The organism is Pseudoalteromonas sp. MMG005 (assembly GCF_018101015.1).
GTDB lineage: Bacteria > Pseudomonadota > Gammaproteobacteria > Enterobacterales > Alteromonadaceae > Pseudoalteromonas > Pseudoalteromonas aurantia.
Window position 1 is genome coordinate 1 of sequence record NZ_JAGJEK010000008.1, and the last position, 23,955, is coordinate 23,955.

General features: G+C 40.5%; 21 protein-coding genes and 1 pseudogene. 10 read left to right on the top strand and 12 right to left on the bottom strand.

Translation table 11 applies throughout. The features are described 5' to 3' along the window. Nucleotides 1-139 precede the first annotated feature (139 nt). The 4 genes and pseudogenes from J8M01_RS07605 to J8M01_RS07620 form a co-directional block, all read left to right on the top strand. Nucleotides 140-580, top strand: a complete 441-nt coding sequence (locus J8M01_RS07605; protein ID WP_225738547.1) for a substrate-binding domain-containing protein — start codon at nucleotides 140-142, stop codon at nucleotides 578-580. 14 nt (nucleotides 581-594) lie between these two features. Continuing rightward, nucleotides 595-1,731, top strand: coding sequence for a hypothetical protein (locus J8M01_RS07610; RefSeq protein ID WP_192509857.1), 1,137 nt, complete (start codon nucleotides 595-597; stop codon nucleotides 1,729-1,731). A gap of 642 nt (nucleotides 1,732-2,373) precedes the next feature. Further along, nucleotides 2,374-5,016 (top strand): Ig-like domain-containing protein, encoded by a 2,643-nt coding sequence (locus J8M01_RS07615; protein ID WP_211057590.1) that lies wholly within the window; start codon nucleotides 2,374-2,376, stop codon nucleotides 5,014-5,016. Between the two features lie 309 nt (nucleotides 5,017-5,325). Then, nucleotides 5,326-5,487 (top strand): annotated as a pseudogene (locus J8M01_RS07620) (IS5/IS1182 family transposase); the annotation flags it as partial. Between the two features lie 270 nt (nucleotides 5,488-5,757). Here the strand turns inward: J8M01_RS07620 and J8M01_RS07625 are convergent. Next, nucleotides 5,758-5,940: a hypothetical protein gene (locus J8M01_RS07625; RefSeq protein ID WP_211057591.1), complete on the bottom strand. Its 183-nt coding sequence runs from the start codon at nucleotides 5,938-5,940 to the stop codon at nucleotides 5,758-5,760. On the opposite strand from J8M01_RS07625, the gene J8M01_RS07630 reads away from it, so the two are divergent. Genes J8M01_RS07630 through J8M01_RS07640 form a run of 3 tightly spaced genes read left to right on the top strand, consistent with a single transcriptional unit; the run spans nucleotide 5,924 to nucleotide 7,634 of the window. Further along, nucleotides 5,924-6,964 (top strand): polysaccharide deacetylase family protein, encoded by a 1,041-nt coding sequence (locus J8M01_RS07630; protein WP_211057592.1) that lies wholly within the window; start codon nucleotides 5,924-5,926, stop codon nucleotides 6,962-6,964. The two genes, J8M01_RS07625 and J8M01_RS07630, sit on opposite strands and share 17 nt — an antisense overlap. Before the next feature lie 6 nt (nucleotides 6,965-6,970). Then, nucleotides 6,971-7,171: a hypothetical protein gene (locus J8M01_RS07635; RefSeq protein ID WP_211057593.1), complete on the top strand. Its 201-nt coding sequence runs from the start codon at nucleotides 6,971-6,973 to the stop codon at nucleotides 7,169-7,171. Next, nucleotides 7,161-7,634 (top strand): hypothetical protein, encoded by a 474-nt coding sequence (locus tag J8M01_RS07640; RefSeq protein WP_211057594.1) that lies wholly within the window; start codon nucleotides 7,161-7,163, stop codon nucleotides 7,632-7,634. Before J8M01_RS07635 ends, J8M01_RS07640 begins: the two co-directional genes overlap by 11 nt. Before the next feature lie 609 nt (nucleotides 7,635-8,243). Here the strand turns inward: J8M01_RS07640 and J8M01_RS07645 are convergent. The 6 genes from J8M01_RS07645 to J8M01_RS07670 all read right to left on the bottom strand — a co-directional run bounded on the left by J8M01_RS07645 (nucleotide 8,244) and on the right by J8M01_RS07670 (nucleotide 16,382). Further along, nucleotides 8,244-8,609 carry a DUF6768 family protein gene (locus J8M01_RS07645; protein WP_211057595.1) on the bottom strand — a complete coding sequence of 122 codons (366 nt, stop codon included), beginning with the start codon at nucleotides 8,607-8,609 and terminating at the stop codon, nucleotides 8,244-8,246. A 14-nt stretch (nucleotides 8,610-8,623) separates the two neighbouring features. Further along, the gene (locus J8M01_RS07650; RefSeq protein WP_247671057.1) at nucleotides 8,624-9,181 is read right to left on the bottom strand and encodes a sigma-70 family RNA polymerase sigma factor; all 558 of its coding nucleotides are present in this window, start codon (nucleotides 9,179-9,181) and stop codon (nucleotides 8,624-8,626) included. Between the two features lie 320 nt (nucleotides 9,182-9,501). Then, nucleotides 9,502-12,609 carry a CusA/CzcA family heavy metal efflux RND transporter gene (locus J8M01_RS07655; protein ID WP_211057596.1) on the bottom strand — a complete coding sequence of 1,036 codons (3,108 nt, stop codon included), beginning with the start codon at nucleotides 12,607-12,609 and terminating at the stop codon, nucleotides 9,502-9,504. After that, entirely contained in the window at nucleotides 12,602-14,350 is a 1,749-nt protein-coding gene (locus J8M01_RS07660) for an efflux RND transporter periplasmic adaptor subunit (protein WP_211057597.1), read from the bottom strand. The genes J8M01_RS07655 and J8M01_RS07660 overlap by 8 nt, the downstream gene beginning before the upstream one ends. Continuing rightward, nucleotides 14,340-15,713 carry a TolC family protein gene (locus J8M01_RS07665; protein ID WP_211057598.1) on the bottom strand — a complete coding sequence of 458 codons (1,374 nt, stop codon included), beginning with the start codon at nucleotides 15,711-15,713 and terminating at the stop codon, nucleotides 14,340-14,342. Before J8M01_RS07665 ends, J8M01_RS07660 begins: the two co-directional genes overlap by 11 nt. 243 nt (nucleotides 15,714-15,956) lie before the next feature. Then, a complete protein-coding gene (locus J8M01_RS07670) occupies nucleotides 15,957-16,382 on the bottom strand; it encodes a hypothetical protein (RefSeq protein WP_211057599.1) in 426 nt (141 codons plus the stop codon). Nucleotides 16,383-16,602: 220 nt separating this feature from the next. On the opposite strand from J8M01_RS07670, the gene J8M01_RS07675 reads away from it, so the two are divergent. Next, nucleotides 16,603-17,073 (top strand): hypothetical protein, encoded by a 471-nt coding sequence (locus tag J8M01_RS07675; protein ID WP_211057600.1) that lies wholly within the window; start codon nucleotides 16,603-16,605, stop codon nucleotides 17,071-17,073. Nucleotides 17,074-17,178: 105 nt separating this feature from the next. Here the strand turns inward: J8M01_RS07675 and J8M01_RS07680 are convergent, their stop codons facing one another. Then, on the bottom strand, nucleotides 17,179-17,916 hold the full coding sequence (locus J8M01_RS07680) for a hypothetical protein (protein ID WP_211057601.1): 738 nt from the start codon (nucleotides 17,914-17,916) through the stop codon (nucleotides 17,179-17,181). A 2-nt stretch (nucleotides 17,917-17,918) separates the two neighbouring features. Continuing rightward, nucleotides 17,919-18,110: a hypothetical protein gene (locus J8M01_RS07685; RefSeq protein ID WP_211057602.1), complete on the bottom strand. Its 192-nt coding sequence runs from the start codon at nucleotides 18,108-18,110 to the stop codon at nucleotides 17,919-17,921. 570 nt (nucleotides 18,111-18,680) lie between these two features. On the opposite strand from J8M01_RS07685, the gene J8M01_RS07690 reads away from it, so the two are divergent. After that, nucleotides 18,681-19,937 (top strand): DEAD/DEAH box helicase, encoded by a 1,257-nt coding sequence (locus J8M01_RS07690; RefSeq protein ID WP_211057603.1) that lies wholly within the window; start codon nucleotides 18,681-18,683, stop codon nucleotides 19,935-19,937. Between the two features lie 110 nt (nucleotides 19,938-20,047). Here J8M01_RS07690 and J8M01_RS07695 read toward each other — a convergent pair whose 3' ends face one another. Then, nucleotides 20,048-20,557 (bottom strand): GNAT family protein, encoded by a 510-nt coding sequence (locus J8M01_RS07695; protein ID WP_247671058.1) that lies wholly within the window; start codon nucleotides 20,555-20,557, stop codon nucleotides 20,048-20,050. A 430-nt stretch (nucleotides 20,558-20,987) separates the two neighbouring features. Between J8M01_RS07695 and J8M01_RS07700 the strand changes: the two genes are divergently transcribed. Next, on the top strand, nucleotides 20,988-21,443 hold the full coding sequence (locus J8M01_RS07700) for a DMT family transporter (protein ID WP_192509845.1): 456 nt from the start codon (nucleotides 20,988-20,990) through the stop codon (nucleotides 21,441-21,443). A 224-nt stretch (nucleotides 21,444-21,667) separates the two neighbouring features. On the opposite strand, the gene J8M01_RS07705 is transcribed toward J8M01_RS07700, so the two are convergent. Then, on the bottom strand, nucleotides 21,668-22,729 hold the full coding sequence (locus J8M01_RS07705; protein ID WP_210995280.1) for a GGDEF domain-containing protein: 1,062 nt from the start codon (nucleotides 22,727-22,729) through the stop codon (nucleotides 21,668-21,670). A 186-nt stretch (nucleotides 22,730-22,915) separates the two neighbouring features. Continuing rightward, the gene (locus J8M01_RS07710; protein WP_211057604.1) at nucleotides 22,916-23,674 is read right to left on the bottom strand and encodes a hypothetical protein; all 759 of its coding nucleotides are present in this window, start codon (nucleotides 23,672-23,674) and stop codon (nucleotides 22,916-22,918) included. Between the last annotated feature and the right edge of the window lie 281 nt (nucleotides 23,675-23,955).

The following is a 23,955-nucleotide window of genomic DNA, read 5'->3' on the forward strand; positions in this document are numbered from 1 at the left end:
TCAAATGCCTTAGAAGACGCTATTCTCTATCTAATCACTAATATTTTCTCTATAAATACTTGCTTAACGTACAGTTGCAGCTATTTTTACTTTTGTAAGAATAATTTATAACTCCCTGCAATTACACAAGGAATTTCATATGTTATGGCCTGTAAAAAAAGTAACGTGGAAAGTTATTCTAGCTGTCTCCACTTTCAGTTTATTTAATACCTCTAGTGCCTTCGCTGAAGTCGCTATCGTTGTTCACCCCAGCAACGCCTCTTCATTTGATCAAAAGCACATTAAGAAGATTTTTTTGGGTAAAGCCAAGTCTTTCTCCAATGGCCGCTCTGCGATTTTAATCAGCACCAGCTCTAAAGACCCTGTTACCGACGAATTTAATAAAAAAGTAATTGGTAAGTCGAGCAGCCAAGTGAAGGCCTACTGGTCTAAGATTTTATTTACAGGGAAAGGTACCCCCCCACAAGAAATGGGTTCAGCCAGCGATGTAATTGCGGCCGTCGCATCAAATCCCGATGCAATTGGTTATGTCGACGCAAGCGCAATCTCAGACACCGTTAAAGTTGTAGCCACATTTTAAGTAGAGGTATGATTATGAAAAAATTACTCACTGTTACTTCTAGTATCGCGATGCTCGTTTCATCAAGTGCTTTTGCTGAAATGCGGATCAGTGGTTATGGATCCGTTATCGCAGGTAAAACACTCGGCACCGTTGATGACCCTTTAAACCCAGGTCAAACACGAGATGAAATACTTACCGCCGATTTTTACGATGTTGGTCAATACGATAACGATATTAGTATTAAACCTGAGTCTATCTTTGCTGTTCAAGGTGTCATGGACTTAGCCGACAATTTTTCTGTCACTGCACAACTAGTTGCCAAAGGCATCGATGATTTTGAACCCGAGTTTGATTGGTACTACGTGACCTACCAAGCGACTGACGATCTTACATTGATGGCTGGTCGGCGTAATATACCCATGTACTATTTTTCTGAGTTTTCAGAAGTGGGTTATGCGTATCCGTGGATGCGCCCACCGTCAAATTTGTATTGGTGGCAAGTTACCCAATTTAATGGCATTAGTGCACTGTATGATTTTGAAATAGGTGACTATTCAAATACATTAACGGTATTTTACGGTAATGAATATTCAGACGATAATGTAGAAATGTTGTATTACAACAAACTTTACGGGGGCAATGCTCGAACTGTCAATGAGTTTTGGACTGACATTACCGGCATGAATTGGAATATTTCAGGCGACAACTTTGATGTACGGTTTGTCTATTTTCAAAACGATCGTGATAGAGAAACGATTCAGCAAGATGGCAGCATCGACCCATACACACCTTTTTCGCAAACCTTTATCGGTGTTGGCGGCAATGTTTCGTTAGATCAATTTACCTTATTGTTTGATGTTAACTTTGTGGAATATGATGATGAGGTCGGCACTGAATTTCCAACTTACTTACTGTCACTAGTATACAATTGGGATGACTACCAACCTTATATATCCTATTCAAAAGCGGATCAAGAGCGAACAAAGGTGCCTACGGAAGACTTAGAAGAACACTACGTACTTAGTTATGGTGTTCGCTATAACTTCCTGCCGAACGCCGCATTTAAAATACAGTATGACAAATTTGTTGACCAAGGAGATAAAGCGACAGGCTGGGCATATCATGGAGATGCACGCGCTATCAGCCTCGGCGTAGACTTTGTGTTCTAAGCGTTGGTATTTTAACTTGATGTAAATAATAGCACGACACATATGCTACCAGTGAGTCGTGCTTTTTTATCATGTTAAAAGGAGAATCAAATAAGGCATTAAATGACTTTAGTTCTATCAATCGCATGATATTATTTAAGCCTGAACGCATGATTTCTTTGAGTGTTGATAAGTCTGTAACTCCCCCCCTAAAAATGAATATTACCGCCCCATACGTTCATGCAACCAGATTCAAGGTAATGTTTAAATACAGCGTTAGATGAAAAAAGGCCTAGCCTGCCTATACAAAACCCGACAAAGGCACGGTATATAAACCGCTTGGGTGTATTCAAATTAGGGTGTATGGGCTCGAAGCTCATTAGGGGCACTGAAATAACAGTTAAGCCCGGATATATGTCAGAGCAACGCTTTATTGCAAATGGGTCAAACGTCAAACAGTGGCAGCGACGAAATGAAAAAACGAGGTAGTTTACTCTGCTATTTTGTTTGACATACCACCGGGAGTGTCCATATATGTCTAGTTTATTTCTAGGCAGCTTTTTAAGTGGATGTCCGCGGATAGCCCTTCCTTAACTTATTCCTGTATATGCATTGATTTTATAAGTGTTATGTGTTTATATGCGCCTTTTTTAGAGACGTATAATGAGTAGATTACATTCATTTTATTACTTTATTCTGCTATTCCTATTAGCAGCGTGTGGCGGCGGCAGTGATACTAGCAACAGTAATAGCAGCGAAGGTAATAGCCAAGTACCACAAATAGCCATCTCATTCACTGAAACTTCAGTCCAAATCTTAGTAGACGAGATTCCATCAATTAATGAGATATCTGGAGGCTCAGGCACGGGAGCAATAACGTTTTCATCGTCAGACTCATCAATAGTAGAAGTTGTGAACCCTCAAACAGGGCAAATAAAAGGTGTTGGAGCAGGAAGTGCAACCATTACTGTATCCAAAAGTGCTGATTCTCAGTACCAGTCAGCATCTGCCAGTTATTCAGTTGAAGTTAATAAACGTGAGCAAGAGCCACTATTTTTTGGTGAAAGCCATGTCACAAAGTTTATGAACGATTCAAACTTTACAAACCCACTCAATGGTGGAAGCGGTGATGGCGCTTTTATTTTTGTATCGAGTAATACAGGTGTTGCAACGGTCAATACTACCAGTGGGGAAATCCAGTTCATCAGTACAGGCCAAGTAGAAATTTCAGTCTCTAAGCACGCAGACCGAAAATTTGAACCGGCATCTGCTAGCTTCGCATTATCTGTAATAAAGCAGGAACAAACACCACTCAAATTTAACTATGAGACAGTCAATTTATTTGTTGATGACTCTCCTGCTATCAATATGTTAAATGGTGGAAGTGGTACAGGCTCAATAACCTATAGCTCGAGTAATCCAGACGTTGCGACTATTGACCTTGCATCCGGAGAAGTAACTTTTGTAGGTAAAGGAACAACAACCATAAAAGCCACCAAATCCGCAGATGAAATATATAATTCAGCAGAAGCGTCTTATTCACTGACGCTCAATAGAAGAAGTCAAGACGACCTTATTTTTGAACAAGACACACTATACATCTATGTAGATGAAACTAAAACCAATCACTTTACAGGGGGCGGCGGAGAAGGAAAGCTTACCTATTCGACATCCAATGCTGAAGTTGTGATCATTAATACCGACACGGGTTTACTGAAACCTGTGAAAGCAGGCTCAGCTACCATTACCCTGATTAAATTAGGGGATACTTTTTATGAACCTCAAACGGCTCAGTTTACAGTTAATGTAACAAAAAGAGAGCAGGAGCCTCTATCATTCCAATCTAGCTCTTTAGATTTATTTATTGATACACCGATACAGAGCAATCCTTTATCAGGAGGCACTGGCTCAGGCACTATAACGTATCAATCCAGTGACACCTCAGTGGTCGATGTCAATTCAGAAACAGGAAAATTAATATTACTCAAAGACGGGGTTGCAACAATAACCGCAACAAAAGCTTCAGATGCTTTATACAATGCATCAACGGCTTCCTATGATGTTGATATCAGCTATATATTGGATGAGCTCAGTATTGCCATCAGCTTAACAAATGCAGAGTTAACATGGAGTAAACAAAGTCAGCAACTAGAGCTATACAGAAGTACCGACGCCAACTGTGATATAGCCAATTACACTGCCTGTGATAATTCGAAGATGAATCTTATATCCGCAACAGATGCACTACCACTTCAAGATGGCTTTATAAAAATTCAGCGTTCTAAATACACACTAGAACACCAAAATGCCTATATTAAAATTGCCCACGAAGACTATGTTTCTAATACCGTCCATGTAACACCTTCCTTACCCCCTTTTAAACTTGGGTATGGCGCTCAAATGGTGTCCTTTAAAGGTAAGTTGTGGTTGATGGGAGGTGAATACTATAAAGGTAACGATACCATTTGGCAAACTGGCATTTGGTCTTCTACAGATGGAATAAACTGGCAACTCGAGGTTGCAAACGCGCCATTCCAGGGACGTGCACACTTTGAATTAATTGAATTTAATGAGCATCTCTATCTAATAGGCGGTAGAAGAGGAATAGGAACAGGTGGCGCATCAATAGGTAAGTCAGATGTATGGCGCTCTGATGATGGGATCAATTGGACATTGATTCAACCAAGTCTAGGGTTCGCTATATGGGACGTAGCATCTGCAATCGTCTTTCAAGGTAAGCTATGGTTATATGGAGACTCTTCCAGTAGTGAAAATAGCACTATATATTCGACCGAAGACGGACTCAACTGGACCATGCAAAATAGTTCAGCAGCATACAAGCCTAGACGTAAGCCTACATTATTTGTCCACAATGACCAATTATGGATGTACGGTGGCAAGGTCTGGGACAGTAACGGACTCCAAGTCGGGGTTAACGAAATTTGGTCTTCAGAAGATGGGATTAATTGGCATCTAAGAAATGCAGCCCCCAACATTCCGAATGAATATGCTTATACTAATAAAGTCTTCAACTTTAACGGCAAGCTTTGGATGATTAACGGACAAGCCCTCGGATCAACAAGATACAGCGCAGCCTATTCATCTGATAACGGAGTAGACTGGACGATAGAAGCAAGCCCAATTATATCTAGGTTTAACGCCTATTTAACAGGCGCTAAGTTCGCTGACAAGCTGTGGATATATAGTGGTTGGCAAGAAGAGTATATCTGGCACTCCGAAGATGGAAAAGATTGGAGAACTTATGTCGAGCTACCAAAACTAGAATGGAGCCCAAGGCAAAAATAATCCTAAAGTGATAAAAATACATTAAATGTCAGATAGCTAAGTTAATTAAACCGTCACTACAAATACGTAGTGACGGTTTAATTGCATAGTCAGTCTGTAGCAAGTAAGAATGAAAGCGAAACGAACGCTGACACCCACTTTAAAATATCGTCAGCCGTTAAGAAATACCTCTGAGATACTGCTTAATGTCACAAAGTCGAATGGATAATATGCGCTTTACACTGAAATGAAACCTAGAGGTGACATATATCGACACTCCCTGTGTGTCTATATATGTCATCGCTAGGTTAAGTGTCATCTCTAGGTTATGACGATATTGACAGGTGTTTATATAAGTATCGGCACTTAATGGGAAATGCCTTTGAGAAATTAAAGAAGTACCGAGCAATAGCAACTCGGTACGATAAGCTCAAAGCAAATTATGAAAGTATGGTCGCTTTGGCTTGTGTTATTTGTTGGCTACCAATGTGAAAGATCAACACACCCTAGTAGCCGTGCTTTTATCTAAACTGTTTGTGTGAAAGGCGTAACATTACAGTGTGATGTGTTTGGAAGTTGTTGCTTTTGTGTTTTTATTCGGGTTTTGGAGGGGATACCACCATGTACCCCACTGAGGTATCTTTGTTCCTATATTAGAATGCTCGACATTTTAAATATATTCGGGACACGAACAATGAAAGTACATGTGTTTTTTCTCTGCTTTTTAACTTTATTAACAGGGTGCGGCAATGGAAATGATAGTCAAAAAGTATTGGCTGATGCAGAAATTATTGAATCGGCAACGCCAGAGTCAGTTCCACCGCCGGTAACACCACCGTCGGTAACACCACCGTCGGTAACACCACCGCCGGTAACACCACCGCCGGTAACACCACCGCCGGTAGCACCACCTACTCCAGAGGAGTCAATGTCAAAAATTGTCAACGCACAAGGTAGTCCAGATGCCCAGTTACTCAGTTTTGACGATTTTGATAACGCACAGCTCGCCTGTGTTGATACAGAGTCTGTTATTGCAGCGACTATCTATTTAGAAAATACAACGAATTTTCTTGAGGAAAGTGAATTACGCGATAGGGTGTGCTCAGTGGTTAGTTTGTATAATGTGGTAGGCAAAACTGATTTAACACCAGAGCTATTGATTGAGTCTGGTGTTAAAGGTTTGGCAGATGATGCGGGTAAACCTGATCTCTGGGCATTTGATGAAGCAATGTTAGATGCACCTGAAAAAAACTTTCTGGTGCCAGAGCTACAACGGTTAGTGAATGCATTTCATTATAACCGTGATAACGTGTGGCCAAAGCAAATAAATCTCTCATTTGATGATGGTGGTGCCCTAAACTCACTATACGAGCACTTATGGTTGTTTGAAAAGTATAATGCGACTATTACCTATTTTGTTAGTCACTTAGCTTTGATTGATGAACAACGTGTATTAGAAATTGAAGCTCAAGGGCACGAAATTGGTCACCATGGTGCACTTCATAGGCATGCTGCAATTTACTCAAAAGAACATGGTGTCGAAAAGTGGTTAGAAGACGATATACTTGGTCAGTTAGAGGATATGAAAGCGCTTGGTCTAAATGTGACTACATTTGCTTACCCGTTTGGTGCACGCACCAAAGAAACCGATGAAGCGTTGTTAAAGCACTTTACACATATTCGTCGCTTCGCTGCTTGGGGTGGGTTAGAGTACCGAAATCAACGCAGTGATTTAGCCATCATGACTGGATATTCTATTGATTCACATATTATTAATTTAGAACGAATCTTTAAAGCAATAGATTCGCTACGCGGTGGTGAAACACTCTATTTAGGGACTCATGCAATTGGCAATTATACAAGCCCTTGGCATATCACAACAGAAAATCTAGAAGCAGTGATTTCGTATGCTGCAAGTAAAGACATTCAATTTTGTAAAATGGTTGAATGCCAGAACTTTAAAAAGTAATTTAACATGACATATATGTCACCTCTAGGTTTCATTCAGAAAAATTTCGGTGCACTTAACGCTGAGCTTTTAACGGACGCAACAATTTCTTATATAAATATTGCAAGTGGGTTTAAAGGGCTTCTTGCTCCTGCTTCATATGATGATGCAGCCGCAATAACGCTATTACCAATAGAGATATCAAAGGTTAATGGAAATGGTAATTAAGAAAGTTGATTTTATTTTACTAATTAATATAGTTATATGCTTATCAATGCTAATTAATGGGTTTTTTATTAGAGGTGTTGGTGAATTTCGGGAGTCAGAGTGGCACTCTGGGAAGATAGGAACAATTAAGTGCAAAAGAGGTCGATTTTCTGAACATTCGATAAAGATGGCTGGCGATTCAGAAAATATTATAATTTTGATTGACGACTTATCTTGTCAAGATTTAAAGAAATTGAGCCAGAATGAAGTTGTTAAGGTTTTGGTTGAGTATGGTTATGGTAATGTGGCGTATAGCCCGAGAATAGAAACTGAAGAACGCAAATTTATTAGTAGAGAAAATAAAGCTCATCTTTATGATGGGAAGTATCTTAATGGGGTAGAAAGGTTAATATTAACTGGCTTTATTATATACTTTATAACACGGTTCTTTAGGTACTTAAGGGAGACTAAGTTATCTATCTAATACGGTAATCATATAATTTACAGATCAATTTACAGATCAATTTACAGATCAATTTACAGATCAATTTACGTAGACGTATATGGACAATCCCAGTATGTCAAACAAAATAACTCTGGCGGGGTAGAATAAACTACCTCGTTTTTTCATTTCGTCGCTGCCACTGTTTGACGTTTGACCCATTTGCAATAAAGCGTTGCTCTAACATATATCCGGGCTTAACTGTTATTTCAGTGCCCCTAATGAGCTTCGAGCCCATATACCCTAATTTGAATACACCCAAGCGGTTTATATACCGTGCCTTTGTCGGGTTTTGTATAGGCAGGCTAGGCCTTTTTTCATCTAACTGTAGCGAAGAAGAGCACATAGGACAGGCACATAATTATACGCCCTCCAATTAAACCACTTAAACCACTTAAACCGAATCAAGCTAATTTAGATCAAATGAGATGTTGATAAAGCACCTCATTCGATCTACACAACGATAGCCTAGTGACTATCGATTTTTCTTTCATTTTATATAGGGGATCACCCATTTTTTAAAATGAACGAGCAGTTTTATTACTCGCCTTAAAGCCGATTTTTAACCAGAAGCTAAACCAATGAATTGCGTTATTCTCGCTCTACTAATCGCATGATATTTAACTCAGAGCGTTTAATTTCTTTCAATGTTGATATGCGATTCATTTCCATAAATATCCATAGTTTTATGGCTATTTGCACCAGTAAGCCCGCTATAAACCAGACCCCCCAAAACACCTGTTCACTAAGTACATCAGTTACGGTGAACCTATACGCCGCATATATAAACCCAATTGAGACCAATAATGCAACCAGTGAACTAACCAGTACCCATCGGCGCATACTGCCTTGGTACACATTTGACAGCATGGTGAACAAGCCTTTATCATCAATAACCTGATCGAGCTGTTGTTGCTCTGCCTCTAAACTCGCTTTTATTTTTTCATCAATATTCATCAATATTCTCCCTCTTAATCTTCGTCACTGGCCAGTTGTGCCAACATGCTACGTGCACGGTGTAATCGTGATTTTACTGTGCCACTGGCGACACCTAACACAATTGCAATGTCACTCATGGTCATTTGTTCAAAATAAAACAAATACACCGTATGGCGGTCAATATCTGGCAGCTTATTGATTAAATTCAATAAATCGTATTCTTGCTCTGGTGCCGTATTTGCCAACAGTTCATCTGTTAATGGTTCAAAGTCGGTTTTTTTACGCACCGCATCAATAAAACGTCGGTATACCACTTTAAATAACCAGGCTTTAAAGGCACTGGGCTCTCGTAAACTTTTAATGTCTTTTGCCACAGTGACCCATGCCTCTTGCGTCACATCTTTTGCGAAGTCCTGCTGCTTTGCAAGCTTCAGCGCAAAACGAAAGCTCGGCTGATATAAGGCATCACACAACTTCGAGAATGCCTGTTTATCACCTGATTGTGCATCAAGTACCTGTAGTGCTATTTCTGTTGAATTCATCCGGTTGATTTCACCTCCTCTATCACCTTTTTCTACAAGGCGTTTCATAAGCACTAAAGGTTCATTCGATGCGCAAAATATTTTCAATTTTCTCTAAGGAATGTGATCTTTGCTGTATAGGCTTAATTCACCTCGCGTGCTTTAAAGCGCGGCACTGCGCTGTTTTACTACCCAGTCAATCTAATCAAAAAGTAACAACAAAGTGCGCACTTTATTTAGCACTGCAGTTAGGACTTGCACTGTGAGCTGCAGCTATTTGGCATTATTACTGCGTTGTCGCACATGTACGTAAATTAACGTAAACCACACTACACTCACTTTAGCGCGATAAAATCGCCCAACAGCTGACCACAAAATCCCTAAAAGAATCAATTAGTCTTCGGTTTGTGTAGTAAAAAGTACACAGCGGGAAGCACTAATAATGCAAGCACCACAGCACTGAGCATGCCACCGACCATAGGCGCAGCAATGCGACTCATCACTTCAGAGCCCGTGCCACTGCCATATAAAATTGGTAATAAACCTATAATAATGGTTGCTACGGTCATCATTACTGGCCTAACTCGCATGCCGGCCCCTTGTAAAATCGCCTCGATTAATAACACCGAGGTCAATTTTTCATGAGTAGCCAACGCCGCCGTGCGTGCTTGATTAAGATAAACCAGCATGATCACGCCAATTTCTACAGCGACCCCAGCCAAGGCAATGAACCCAACCCCCACCGCGACAGAAAAATTAAATCCTTCGAGATATAACAGCCAAAGCCCACCAATCATAGCCAATGGTAATGTGCCCATAATAATGATCACCTCTCGAAAGCGACGAAAATTCAAATACAGCAGCACCACAATAATTGCTAAAGTCAGCGGCAAAACATAGGCAAGCTTCGCTTTTGCGCGTGCCATGTATTCATATTGCCCAGCCCAAGTCACAGAGTACCCAACAGGCAATGCCAATTGCTGATCTAATACTTGTTGCGCATGCTTAACATAGCTGCCGATATCACTGTGTTCAATATCAATAAAAGTCCAACCATTGATGCGCGCATTTTCACTTTTTATTCCAGGTGGCCCACTTTCAATATAAACGTTTGCAACATCACCTAATGCAATTCGCTGCCCAGCTGCGGTCACCAAAGGTAATCGTGCCAATTGTTCTGGCGAGTCACGGTAATCTTGCGGGTAACGCACATTGATCGGGTAACGCTCTTGCCCTTCGATGGTTTGTGCCACGTTCATCCCGCCAATCGCGGTTGTGACAACTTGTTGAATATCCGCAATGTTCAGACCATATCGTGCTGCTTTATGACGATTTATATCGACTTTAATATAACGACCGCCAGCTACCCGTTCTGAATATACCGATGCAGTACCGGCCACAGTTGAAAGAATACGTTCTATGTCTTGTCCGATGTCTTGGATCACATCTAAACTTGGCCCCGCAACTTTAAGACCAACCGGTGTTTTTATGCCAGTAGCCAACATGTCGATACGGGTTTTTATTGGCATTACCCACGCGTTCGTCACACCCGGAAACTTAACCAATGTATCAAGTTCTCGTTTAAGTGACTCTGTGCTCACGCCATCACGCCATTCACTTCGAGGTTTAAGTTTTATAAAGGTCTCGATCATCGTAAGTGGCGCAGGATCAGTGGCAGTTTCTGCTCTGCCCACCTTACCAAACACCAGTTCTACCTCTGGTACTGTGCGGATCAGCTTATCCGTTTGCTGGAGTAACTCTCGAGCTTTACCAATTGAAATACCTGGGTACGTGGTAGGCATATACATCAAGTCGCCCTCATCCAATGGGGGTATAAATTCACTGCCAATTTTATTTATCGGGTAAAAACCTATAACAGTGATAACCGTTGCAACAGCGAGCGTTACTTTTGGCCACGTTAATACTTTTTTCAAAATCGGCATATACGCCGCAATTAATACCCTATTTACGGGGTTTTTCCGCTCTGATATCACTTTCCCACGAATAAAGTACCCCATGAGCACGGGGATCAAAGTAACCGCTAAGCCTGCAGACGCAGCCATCGCGTAGGTTTTGGTATATGCCAGTGGCGCAAACATTCTCCCTTCTTGCGCCTCTAAAATAAACACTGGTAAGAAGCTTACAGTGATGATCAATAAACTAAAAAACAATGCAGGGCCGACTTCTGAGGCCGCTTTGCTCACAACTCGCCAGCGGTTTTCATCTGTTAATGGTGTTTTTTCCATATGCTTGTGCATATTTTCAATCATCACTATCGCGCCGTCGGTCATCGCGCCTATGGCGATGGCAATACCCCCTAACGACATAATATTGGCGTTTATCCCTTGGCTATACATCACCATAAATGAGATAAGAATACCCATAGGTAAACTGATCACCGCCACAATTGACGAGCGTATATGAAACAAAAAAACCACACATACTAATGCCACCACGGCCAATTCTTCGAGTAACTTAGACCAGAGGTTTTCTACAGCCTGCTCAATTAATATAGAACGGTCATAAACGGTCACAATTTCGACCCCTTCAGGTAAGCCCTGAGCCAGTTGCGCTAATTTCGCTTTTACACCCGTAATGGTCTGCTGGGCATTTTCACCAAAACGCATTACCACGACTCCGCCTACAACTTCACCTTCTCCGTTAAGCTCTGCAATACCGCGGCGAGTTTGTGGCCCTAGGTTAATATGTGCAACATCCCCAATGCGCAGAGCCGTGCCTTGGCTATTTAAACCCAGTGGAATAGCCGCAATATCAGCAACACTCTTAATATATCCCGTTGCAGTTACCATATATTCGGCTTCCGCCATTTCAACCACTGATGCGCCTGTTTCTTGGTTGCCACGTGAAATCGCCAGTTGCACTTGTGCCAGCGATACACTATATGCACGTAACTTATCGGGGTCGACCTGAACCTGATATTGCTTGACCATGCCACCAATCGCTGCCACTTCAGATACGCCAGAGACCGCTTGTAACTCATATTTTAAAAACCAATCTTGTAGACTGCGCAATTGGCTAATATCGTGCTGCCCAGTTTTATCAACCAGTGAATACATATACACCCAACCAACCCCTGTTGCATCAGGCCCCAACTGTGACTGAGCATTCGCAGGTAGCGTGGGCGCTACTTGACTTAAATACTCCAACACGCGACTTCTAGCCCAATATAAGTCTGTATCATCATCGAAGATGATGTATACATAGGAGTCTCCAAAAAAAGAAAAACCGCGCACCGTTTTAGCGCCAGGCACAGATAACATCGCGGTGGTGAGTGGAAAAGTAACTTGATCTTGCACCACTTGAGGTGATTGACCCGGATAACTGGTTTTAACAATAACTTGTACATCCGATAAATCAGGGAGTGCATCAACTGGCGTATTTTTAATCGCAAACACCCCAGCCACAGCCATAATGATACATAACATGAGAACAAACAGTCGGTTTTTTACCGACCAATAAATCACTGACTCAATCATGCTGCATCCCTTCCATGGTATTCATACCATTTTTTTCATCGCCACGCTCTATGGCATCTAAATGAGTAAACGCAACCACAACTAAATCATCTCGCACCTCAAAGGTAAAAGTGATATTTTGTTCAGGTTCAAGTGAGGTAATGTCTACATCATCCGCTAATACAAAATCCATTGTCGCTGCATCGCGTTGCCACTTTGCGATAGGCCCACGACTAATGTTGATCACGCGTGTTACGGCATCAATGGTATTCACTCGCCCTGTAACCGTCGCACTTTGTACTTGTGCGTTATCCGTTACTGGTGAAAAGTGCGTGATTTTATATTCACTGTTATGATTTTTCTCAATTTCGAATACATACTGCTTACCTTCATCAAGCTGTACTATATCTACCGCTGTACTCACGGTGAAATCCATCACCATTGGTGGCCAGCGCCATGCTTCAATTGCACCATGATCCAATGTCAGTTGTTGCTTTTTGGTATCTATTGATAGCACTTTAGCCTGCACCGATACGGTGTTATTAACATCATCATGATGCATACGCATAAAGTCGGAATTTTTACTCGACTCAGAATCAATTAAGAAATGTGCCGAGGTAACCACTTCATCCCCCTCAACTAATCCATCTATAATTTGAATAAAATCATGTTTGACACTGCCTACTGTAACCACTACCGATTTAAACTTACCGTCACCTAAGGCTAAAACCACCCTATCTTGTTTCCCCGTGCGTATCACAGCTTCTTTGGGCACTTGTAACTGGGCTTGCTGAGGCTTGGTTGCAATACTCACTTGTGCAAACATATTTGGCTTTAGCTGTTGTTGCGGATTATCAAACCTCAAACGCACTCTCAAAGTACGTGTCGTGGCATTTAAGCTTGGGTAAATGTAATCAACTTTCCCCCCCCATTGCTTATTAGGCAAATAGTCCAATGTCATGGTGACTGGTAACCCTAATTCAATAAACGCAGTGTCACGTTCAAAGACTTCTGCTTCAACCCAAACTTGATCTAGCGTTGCCACGCTCATTAACGTCGTACCTGGCTGTACATAAAACCCTTCACGGATTTTCAATACATCAACAACGCCCGATTGTGATGCGTAAAAAGTGATTGACTGACGTATTTTCTGACGCTTTTTAAGTCTCTCTATAAACTCATCTGATAATTGTAATGCCCTTAACCTATCGGCTGCGGCACTCATCAAGGTCTGGTTATTGCGTTTTAATGCAATAAGATACTCTTCTTGCGCGTTCACTAACTGAGGAGAATAAAGCGTATAAAGCGGCTGCCCTTGAGACACCTTATCGCCAGCCGATTTAACATAAAGCGTTTCAATCCAGCCCTCAACTCGCGGATGTATATGCACCATGCTGTCTTCGTCATATTGTACGTACCCAACCGTTTCAATTTGTTGCTGCCATGCTTTTCGTTGTACTGGTGCCGTGCGCACCCCTAAATTATTAATAACTGAGGGATCAATCATCACAGTGCCAGGGCTTACATTTTCTTGATTTCCCTCATTTGCATACACAGGTACTAAGTCCATCCCCATCGGAGAAAGCCCCGGTTTATCACGGCGATAATTGTCATCCATTGGCGCCACCCAATATAAAGGTTGTGGTTCAGAATTGTTTACGCTCGCATCTAAATACGTGCTTGACGCAATCCAGTTCACAATCGAATAAGTGAATCCAGCACCTAAAAAAATCCCAACGATGAAGGTTACTTTACTGTTCATTCGATACTCCTGTCGCATCATCCGTTGAGGCAGAATTTCCTGCCAAATAATAATTAATTCGTGTTAGGGTTTTTAGTTTTTCAACGTGAATATTAAGGGTCGCTATGCGTGCATTCAGCTCTGTAATTTTTGCTTGTACAGCGGTATTAAAATCACCGTCATCATTATTGTAAGCACTCAAAGCGGCCTCAGACTGTTGGTGACTTTGCTCAAGTATGGTGGTTTTGTATAATTTCAGCCGTTTTTGTAGCTGCCTGAACGCTTGCTGCTCGGTTGCAAGCCCAGCGCCTAGTTCTTTTAGTGTTAAAAGTTGTGCAGTTTTCAATACTTCGGTACGGTATTGCGCACTCAACACCTCTTTATCTTGTTTATTTTCAGTAAATAACGGTAAATCAAAACTGACCCCAACCGACAGTAAATCATGTCGTTTCAACCCTGAAGGGTGATCGCCACGGTAACCGTAGCTGGCATTTACACCCCATTGCGGTTGGTATTTTTGCTGAAACAGGGATACGGTTTGCTTAGCTGATTCAATCTGTTTACTTTGCGCTAAATAAGTCGGATGATGCATTAAACGTGTGATTGTATTGTCACTAAATCGCGTGAGCGTCTTAATAGATGCCATTGCTGATAAAAATAAAGCATCTGTTGGTAACGCTTTAGAAATTTCAAATGCGTCACTACGAGTGTGCAATTGCCACGTATTTAATGAGGCATCAAACTCGGGCAACCAATTTAATAACTTGGCTTTTTGAGTTACTAAGCGTTGCTGTTCAACGGCCAAACGATCTTGTAATTGAGCCAATTCTAATTGCGCGCGGATCACATCATGTTGACGTGTTTTACCCAGCGCTGAGGCATAATTTGCTTCACTAATTTCAACAAGTTGCTCAAATAAGTGTGCGTCTTTAGAAATTAACTCAATGGTCATCTTCGCGGCATAGGCATCTAGCCATAATTCGCTCACTGCCATTGCGACTTTTGCTTGGCGTTCTGCACGTAAAATGGGTTGCTGCTGCGCTTCAAGCGTCAAAATATGCTGCTTAATCCGCAATGAGTCGCCACGAGGGATTGCTTGTGACATTGAGACTTTCAACTGACTCATATTGTCTTGGTTAAATGCTAAGTCATTGCTTGGCAAATTATTGATTGACATAGCAACCTTGGGATCTTGCCACGTACCTGCAGCAATTTGCTGGGCGCTTATTGCTGCTTGCGTGTGTTTATTTTGCACTCGCCACAAATCATTATTTTGTGCTTGTGTAATTGCCATAGAAAGCGTTAATTCAGGCGTAGAGCCTGCTAACAATTGAGATGATGAGCCGAGCATCAATAATACATAAAATAACTTAAACATTTTCATGCGCTTACTCCCATAAATGGTGATAACACATAAAAATCGTCCATTAATACGTTTAAAACAGGGGTCATAATTTGCCTATTAGTACCTTGACTCATCATTGAATATCGCTGACTTCAAGTCTGCGCAAAGTCATGGCAAGGTATATAAAATCAACTATCGCAATACATTAAGGTGTATATACGAGTAACGTAAACGACTTAAAAATCATTTAATTAAAGAGATTTTGGACGGACTTGTCCTAGGTTAAGCAACTATGGGGGGCTTAAATAAACTCTGTATTGGGGAATCAATAAACGCCATTAAGGCAAAACGTGGTTGAGTATATGTTGCAACATGAAATAAAAGCTTGCTATTAAAAAGCGCTAAAGCAAAAGGCACACAGCCACTGGGTGGACAACTGCACTGTGTTTTACAACAGTCTGATTCATCTGCCATATCCATCATGTGCGACATATCGTTATGCGCCATATTATCTGAGCGCATATCTTCGACATGATTGTGATGAGCGCTACTTTGATACACGCTGGTTTTATGAGAGTCATGTTGATGAGCATCGTTTGTCATGTGTTGCATCATCATTTTACATGGCAGCTCAGCAGCCGCAAAACTTTGGCCCATAACGGCAAAAAGCAACGCAACCATAACCAAACTGTGTAAATATCGTGCCATTAACATCACAAACCAAAAAGTTTCAACAGTGTAAGGCTAAGGGATGCAATCACGTTTTGCAAGTAAGTTAAGTTATTACATCCCAATACGCGCCAATGAGTGCTGGTCTGGGTGTTATAGTGATCGTTCATCAACCTTGCTCATTATCAATTTACACACTTTTTGCACAATTCACATTTATGGTTAAGCCCTATCGTGCATTTACCCGCAGGGCAATACTATGATTAATGGCATATCATCTTTGCATTCACATGATACTTTTTTTAAAAATGATCAACTAAGCCAAAACCAAAAAACCACTATCACTGACACGCTTGCTGAATTTGACCCACAAAGCTTGTCCAAAGAAGATGCACAAGCCATTGTGCGTACGTTTTCTGAAGCGGGTATTAAAGCCAATAAACAACTCGGGCAATTAATGGCCGATGCTGGCTTTGATGCAAAAACGGTAGCGGAACTTGCCGATGTAGATAAAGGACAGCGACCACCGCCTCTACCAAACCAAAATACGCACGCATCAATTGACTTGAGTATAATCACTGAGCAATTTGCTGAGTTAGTGTCTGAAGCTAGCAACTCTGGACAGCAATATGCGACTCTAAGCCAAGACAATAAGGATGCTATTTATGCCCAACTCGTTGATGAGTTAGGTCTTGAAGCTGGACAATCAATTATTGATGTAAAAGTATAGTATCCTGAATTTATTCTACCACATTGGATTTTTATTAAGGTACAGCCAACAACACACATGTTGCTCTGCAGCGGTACCTCATTATATTTTCTATAAACCAGTAAACTAATCCGCCTTTTTAATATAAACAGCGTTACGTAAATAAGCGAACGTTATTGGATGGATTACATCCATATTAACTTCCATTTTTATAAAATCTGGCGTTTCAACTTGATTGACGGTAAATCCAGTAAAAGGCTTACTTAAGTTTAGTGGTACGCATTTTGGCTCTTCCAGTACAGCGTCGCTTTCATGATCATAATATTTAAAGCCGTAAGCTTCGTTAAGTATTACTGGTTTAGACGCATTATTTAAAACGTATAGTGCACCTTTGTCTGAAATGCCTGCTAATACAGTTCCTAACCCCCGCAGAATTGATGCCCCTCTTTCAATAATTGCATTTTTGCAATTGTCATCAGCGTAATCTACCCCACTAAGGCCTATGAAATCACCACTAATATTAAAAATTAAGCCATCCTTTTCCACTACCGCTTTCGTACGTATACCACCACCAAAGGAAAGGACTCTCCCTAATAGCCCATAATCCTCCATATAAATTTCATATTCGTTATTCTCAAGCTTACTTATGGCCTCTATATTTTTTGCTACGGTATTATCCAGTTCTGCAAAGTTTTTATCCAGTACCTCTTTATTTTTTGTAACGGCGTTTTCCAGTACTTCAAAATTTTTATTAAATGATTCAGCCGTAGCAACATCGCCAGCTTTAAACTCAATCAGTTCTTGTGCAACTGTGCCAAAACTGCTGAGTAATACTAAAGAGTATGTTATTTTTTTTAAGTTCATGATTACCCTAATCGTGCTTCATTGAATTTGCTTTTCCCAAAAATCATCTTTGAGTTGTCTTCATCTTTTTCACCATTTTGAGTGGTTTCGGTATCTGTAGCATCCAGTCTAACCTCATTATGTGAGCTTGATTCTGAACCACCTCCGCACGCAGTCAAAAAAAATAATAGAACGGCTAAGTTCAATATTCTCATGTATATTCCTTTTTTATTTAGAAGTAATGGATGGTAGTTGCTAATAAGTCTATTTCCTTACCCATTATAAAAACTACGCAAGAATAGTAACCGAATATCACTATGTATTCCATATAGATACAAGCAATATGGATAAAGTTATAAAAAGCGGAGTGCAATGCAGGTAATGCTGAATATGTTCACAGAATAAAAAACGTACATTCATAGCAATGTAATAGTCGTAATTCAGATTTCACACTCTAAAATATCAATGTGTTATGGGATGGTAAGCATGATATTTCGATATGATATTAGGCAAGTCACAGTGCGCCATTTTCTTTACAACGCCAGCCAATACCAAATAATCTCCTTAAGAATACAGTTCTCGATAGCCGATAATTAATACTGAATATCAAAACCATTCCGAAGCTTTCCTAAATTAATAGTTCAATCTAAATTGTGCCACTAATTAGTATGCTACCTGCTTCAAAACACTAAACAAAAATAACTGCTTTTGGTATTCATTCTACCCTGTGCACTCATGCAAAAACTCGCTATAATGCGCCTTTACTATCCTATAGACAGGTCAACATGACAACTTTCGCAAAGCTCGGGCTTAACCCGACCCTTCAAGCAAATATAAAACGCCTTGGTTACACTACACCGACTGAAATTCAAGAAAAGTCTATTGGCGCCGTGCTATCAGGGGCTGATACTTATGCGATTGCACCAACTGGTACTGGTAAAACTGCGGCTTATTTGTTGCCAACTTTACAAGAGTTGAGTCAAGTTGATAATAGCGATAAACAAGTTCGACCTTTGCGCGCGCTATTTTTAGTACCAACACGTGAACTAGCACTGCAGGTAGAAGCATCTATTGCCGAATTCGATACTGACCTTAAATTAAGAACCATCAGTGTATTTGGTGGCGTGCGCATCACATCGCAAACAAAACGGTTCAAACGTGGTACCGACATTCTAGTCGCAACACCAAAGCGCCTCGTCGATTTGTTAAAAGAAGGCGTATTTTCACTGTCTGAAGTACAACACTTTGTGATGGATGAGGCTGACCGCCTCGTCAGCATGGGCATTGTTAAAGAACTCAGAACCATCATGGAAGCTTTGCCAGCAAAGAGACAACTCGTGATCTTTTCTGCAACAGACTCCAATGCACTGGCTAAATACAGCGAAACACATCAGCAACATACAAAAAAGATCACTGCGAGCAAAACTCAGCCAGCTGTAAACAAAATATTGCATACCATGTATAAGTGCCAACGTGATCACAAATCAGAAAACCTCATGACTTTACTGAAAATGCTCAATTGCGATAAAGCACTGATTTTTACCCGCACAAAACACGATGTAAACAATTTAGTCGCGCAGCTATCTGAGCAAGGCTTCAGTTGCCATGGCATTCATAATGAGATCCCTCAGAAAAAACGCCAACAAAGCCTCATCGAATTTAAAAATGGCGATTGTAAATTGCTTGTGGCAACCGATATTGCTTCTCGTGGTATAGACATTGATCAGCTTTATTATGTGATCAATTATGACTTACCAGTCAACAGCAATGATTACATTCATCGTGCCGGACGCACAGCACGAACCACACCGATTGTAGATCCTACGCAAGAAGCGATTGAAGAAAAAATTGCGAAACAAAAGCTTTCTGTCGAAGTCGCATCAACAGAAATGTTTGGCATTGTCGATGCACCTGACTTAAAGAGTAAACACATCCATGGCCATGTATTTTCATTTGTCAGCCCTGAGCAGGAGCGCTTGGTGCCTTTAATTGAAAAAGTGGTAGGCAAAGAAATTAAACTAGATGCAATGCCTTGGCGCTAAACGTCTATCCCGCTATTTAAGCGTTATAAATAATGACAATGAGCGCACAATGCCGCACTCATTGTCATTTCACAATACTCTCCCTAGTGTCCATCTATTATCAAATACCCTTAATTTTTGAGCTTTGCAAATACGTACTCATCATAACATTGGCCCGCTTTACATACCGACCTTCGCAATATACCTTCGTGTTGATAACCCACTTTTTCAAGCACTCGCATCGACGCTGTATTTGGCTCTGATACCGGATTAAAGATTCGCGTGATCTGGGTGCTGTTGAACACCTCATCAGTAAATAAACGCAGTGCTTGTGTAGCAAGCCCCTTTCCCCAATAAGGTTTAGCAACCCAGTAACCCACTTCTGCACTGTGTGCGTATTCAAACGCTTGGGTATAAACACCAATCACTCCGCAAAATACCCCATTGTATGTAATGGCTCTAACTATCGCGTGCTCTTTTGAGCCAATATCAATCCACCAAGTTGCATCTGCAACTGTATAGGGGCTTGGGATCTTTGACGATAAGTATTTTGTCACAGTCGGATCATTCAAATACTCAACAAGATGCTGTTTATCGTCATTACACATATTTCGTAGGATGATCATTGTATTAATCGTCAATTAGTTAACCTCAGCTCTGGATAAGCGAATTTGCCCAATAAAGCTATTTTTCTCACTCTCGGCGTTGCTTTCATTTGTAATAGCCCGCTATTACAAATGAAAGCGCCTTGATATTGAACAAAATATCATCATTGGATTGTACGTAAATGTGTTTACAAAAACATTTTCTATTCCGAAACCCTTATCCAAACCTGAAGTTAGTTAGATATGAATATGCCCATTAAGACACAACGACTATAAATATTAAAGGTGATTCAATCTCTTCATTTAACCGGGCTGTATACCAATCATTTACCAAGTGGTGTGCATACGTTCAATTTATTCCAAATAACGCCATACTTTTTTCTACAATACGTAGCATATTCAAACAAATACTGGCTTTTTTTCTAACAACCCATATCATTCATGTTTAAGACTTTGGAGAAACCCCGTGTCGAACCTTGGAATATACATACTTTTGCCTTTCAGCATATTAATTGGCTTCTCACTTGCCTCTCAAGCGGGCGTAAATGCACAATTAAGAATCGCCCTACACAGCCCAATACAAGCTGCTTTTATTTCTTTTTTGATCGGTACAATAGTGCTTGGCGTCATTGCCTTTGTTCAAGGTGGTGCATGGTTTAAGCCCAATGCGTTTTCTTCTATTCCTTGGTGGGCATGGCTTGGTGGGTTTTTCGGCGCATTTAACATTGCTATGTCTGTGTTCTTAGCGCCCAAATTGGGCGCTATGATATTGGCAATTTCAATTGTATGTGGGCAAATCATCGCGTCTTTGGCATTAGATCAAAATGGTTGGCTAGGTTACCCTAAAATCGATATCACACCCAATAGAGTTATCGGTGCTGTATTCGTTATCATCGGTATGTTATTGATTGCAAGAAAATAATATACTTCTCGCACCTATATCGCCTATCACATTGATATGCCTTAAGTGCGTACCTGCACAATGTCATTTAATACTTTTGTTAATTCTAAGGGGCTTACATCATGAGCAATCGAACGTTTTTGCTACGTACTTTCCCCCAGCATACAGTTAGCTAGGCGATTAGGCTAATTCAAATAGCCTTCTGAGCGTATATATTGTTTCATGTTCATTACTGAGAGTTCAGGTTAGCTACAAATTTTACATCCTTTACTTTTTTTAGCTTGATACATTTTTTGGTCTGCTCGATGAATAACGCCATCTACATCTAAATCGGTTTGGTCTTGCAGTTCAGCAATGCCAATACTTAAGGCGTAATGAGGAAATTCAGCCGCAAACTTTTCAACGAGCCGCTTACTAATGGCTTGTGCCTCTGACAGTTCACAGCCTATTAAAGCAAGGCAAAACTCATCCCCGCCTTGACGACTTGCGATGTCAGTTTCTCTTGCGATAGACATCAGTATTTTACCAATGCTCTTCAAAACGTTATCTCCTTCTTTATGTCCGCACTTATCATTAATTTCTTTAAAATCGTCAATATCGAAATACACAATTGAAATTGAGGCATGACTGCGTTTAGCCAACAACAATTCTCGACGTAAAAAGTCGCGAAAGCTACGAACATTGTATAAATCAGTCAGTGGATCTTTACTGGCGAGTCGAGATAGCCCCCTGATACGCTCTTCTAACGATTTAACATATAAGTCAGTTTTTAATTTTAACGAGTTCATTTCATTGAGCATAGAGCTAATATAAGTGTCAAATATCCATGACATGTCAAACGCTATCAATTTCTCTAAAATCGATGAAATTTTTCCCGTAATAACAGGATCATCCACAAGCGTTTGCAGCGTTACATCTATACTCTGACGCAAATAACGCTCTGCCGACAAAAAGTATTTTGGTTCTAAGCCTATGCGTTTGTGAACAAGCCCAATTCTCAGTCGATTATTAACATATTCAGCGTCGTAAAATCCAGAGAACAAATCCAACACGTATTTATGCAGCCCACTCTTGAGCCGCTCAAACGTTTCACTATCTCCTATTAACAAACCGACATATTCATCTTTTGAAAGTAAGGTATAAAAATGAGCAACAACTTCATCTAGATGCCCATCGATGACCAAACGATACTTGTTTAAAAACTCAAGTTCATCATCACTTAATTCAAATAGATTCTTACGGGTTTGAATTTCCAACTCCGAAATTTGATACTGCTCAACAAGTGTTTGATGTATTCTGTCAGACATTATGTCACTCACCTTAAACAAGAATGTTCAGTGTAGTGTAAAAATCTTCAGGTATTACTGATGTTATCCATAACCTTACACATCAGCATAATCACTGTCCTCCAAAAACCTCTAATATGAGTGATAAAACATCGTGGTATCACTCATAGTAAGACTTACAATAATAATATTTCGAGGCTCTCTCAATTAAAGTGGGCTATTTTGCCATTGCAATAACAGTTTGAGCGTTTCTCCACCAATACGTCCAGCCAGTGGTAGGTCATCTCTATCCATTGCAACCGCTTGATATAAAATTGAAGTCTCTACTAGATGATCTCGAACTTGCTCTTCACATACTTGCTGCTCGTCTGCCATATTACATGCTTCATAAGCGTTGGTTACTCGAACAATAATATTTTGAATAAAACCCGATAAGATATCAGGAGAATATCGCTCCAATAATGCGTGATTTATGTATTTCACAGCAAGGTATTCTGCATCGCCATTCCAACATCGCTCTAAACTCCCATTATAATTGTTATGGACAGTCGTCAAATTGCCGAGCGTACGCTGTTCATGCTCTTGAGATTGATTGAGCCACAACACCGTATCAAAGGTTTCGCACTGTTGAGGAGACAACATAAATTGCTTTGCCATATTTCCACTCTTTCGAGTATAAGCAATATCTGCCGAAGCTGACAATGCGACTAAATCCCACCACAAACTGTAAACCAGCGGTCGCTTTAAATCATAAAAGTCATAACTGATACGCGTCGCGTTTTCATCTAGCCATTGAAGTCGAGCTAAAGCATCATCAAAGGCTCCTTGTTCTATTAATAGCTTCGCACCGTTAGTGTATTCGAGTAATTGCGGTAAATTCTGCGGTTTTGGTTGATCTGATGCGCTGATATTAGTCGATATAAACACACTACTAATAACCATTGCTGTAACAACTAAAAATTTCATGTCTGTTATTCCTTACAAGTATGAATCGATATGGCAATAACTTGCCGTATATTGTGTCAACAACTGAATTAACAACTACTTCACGAGAAGTAATAAAAAAGCAGCAAAAGAAGTGCCAAAAAAACCAAATGAAACATAAATTAAACCAATCAGAAAACCTTTATAAACAAAGCTATATTTTTTGATGTAAAAAGTAAAACAGCAAAGATCAACAGCCCCTAAGACAATGACGCAATGCTTGAACACTGCTAAACTAGACAGATAAAGTAAAATAACACGAT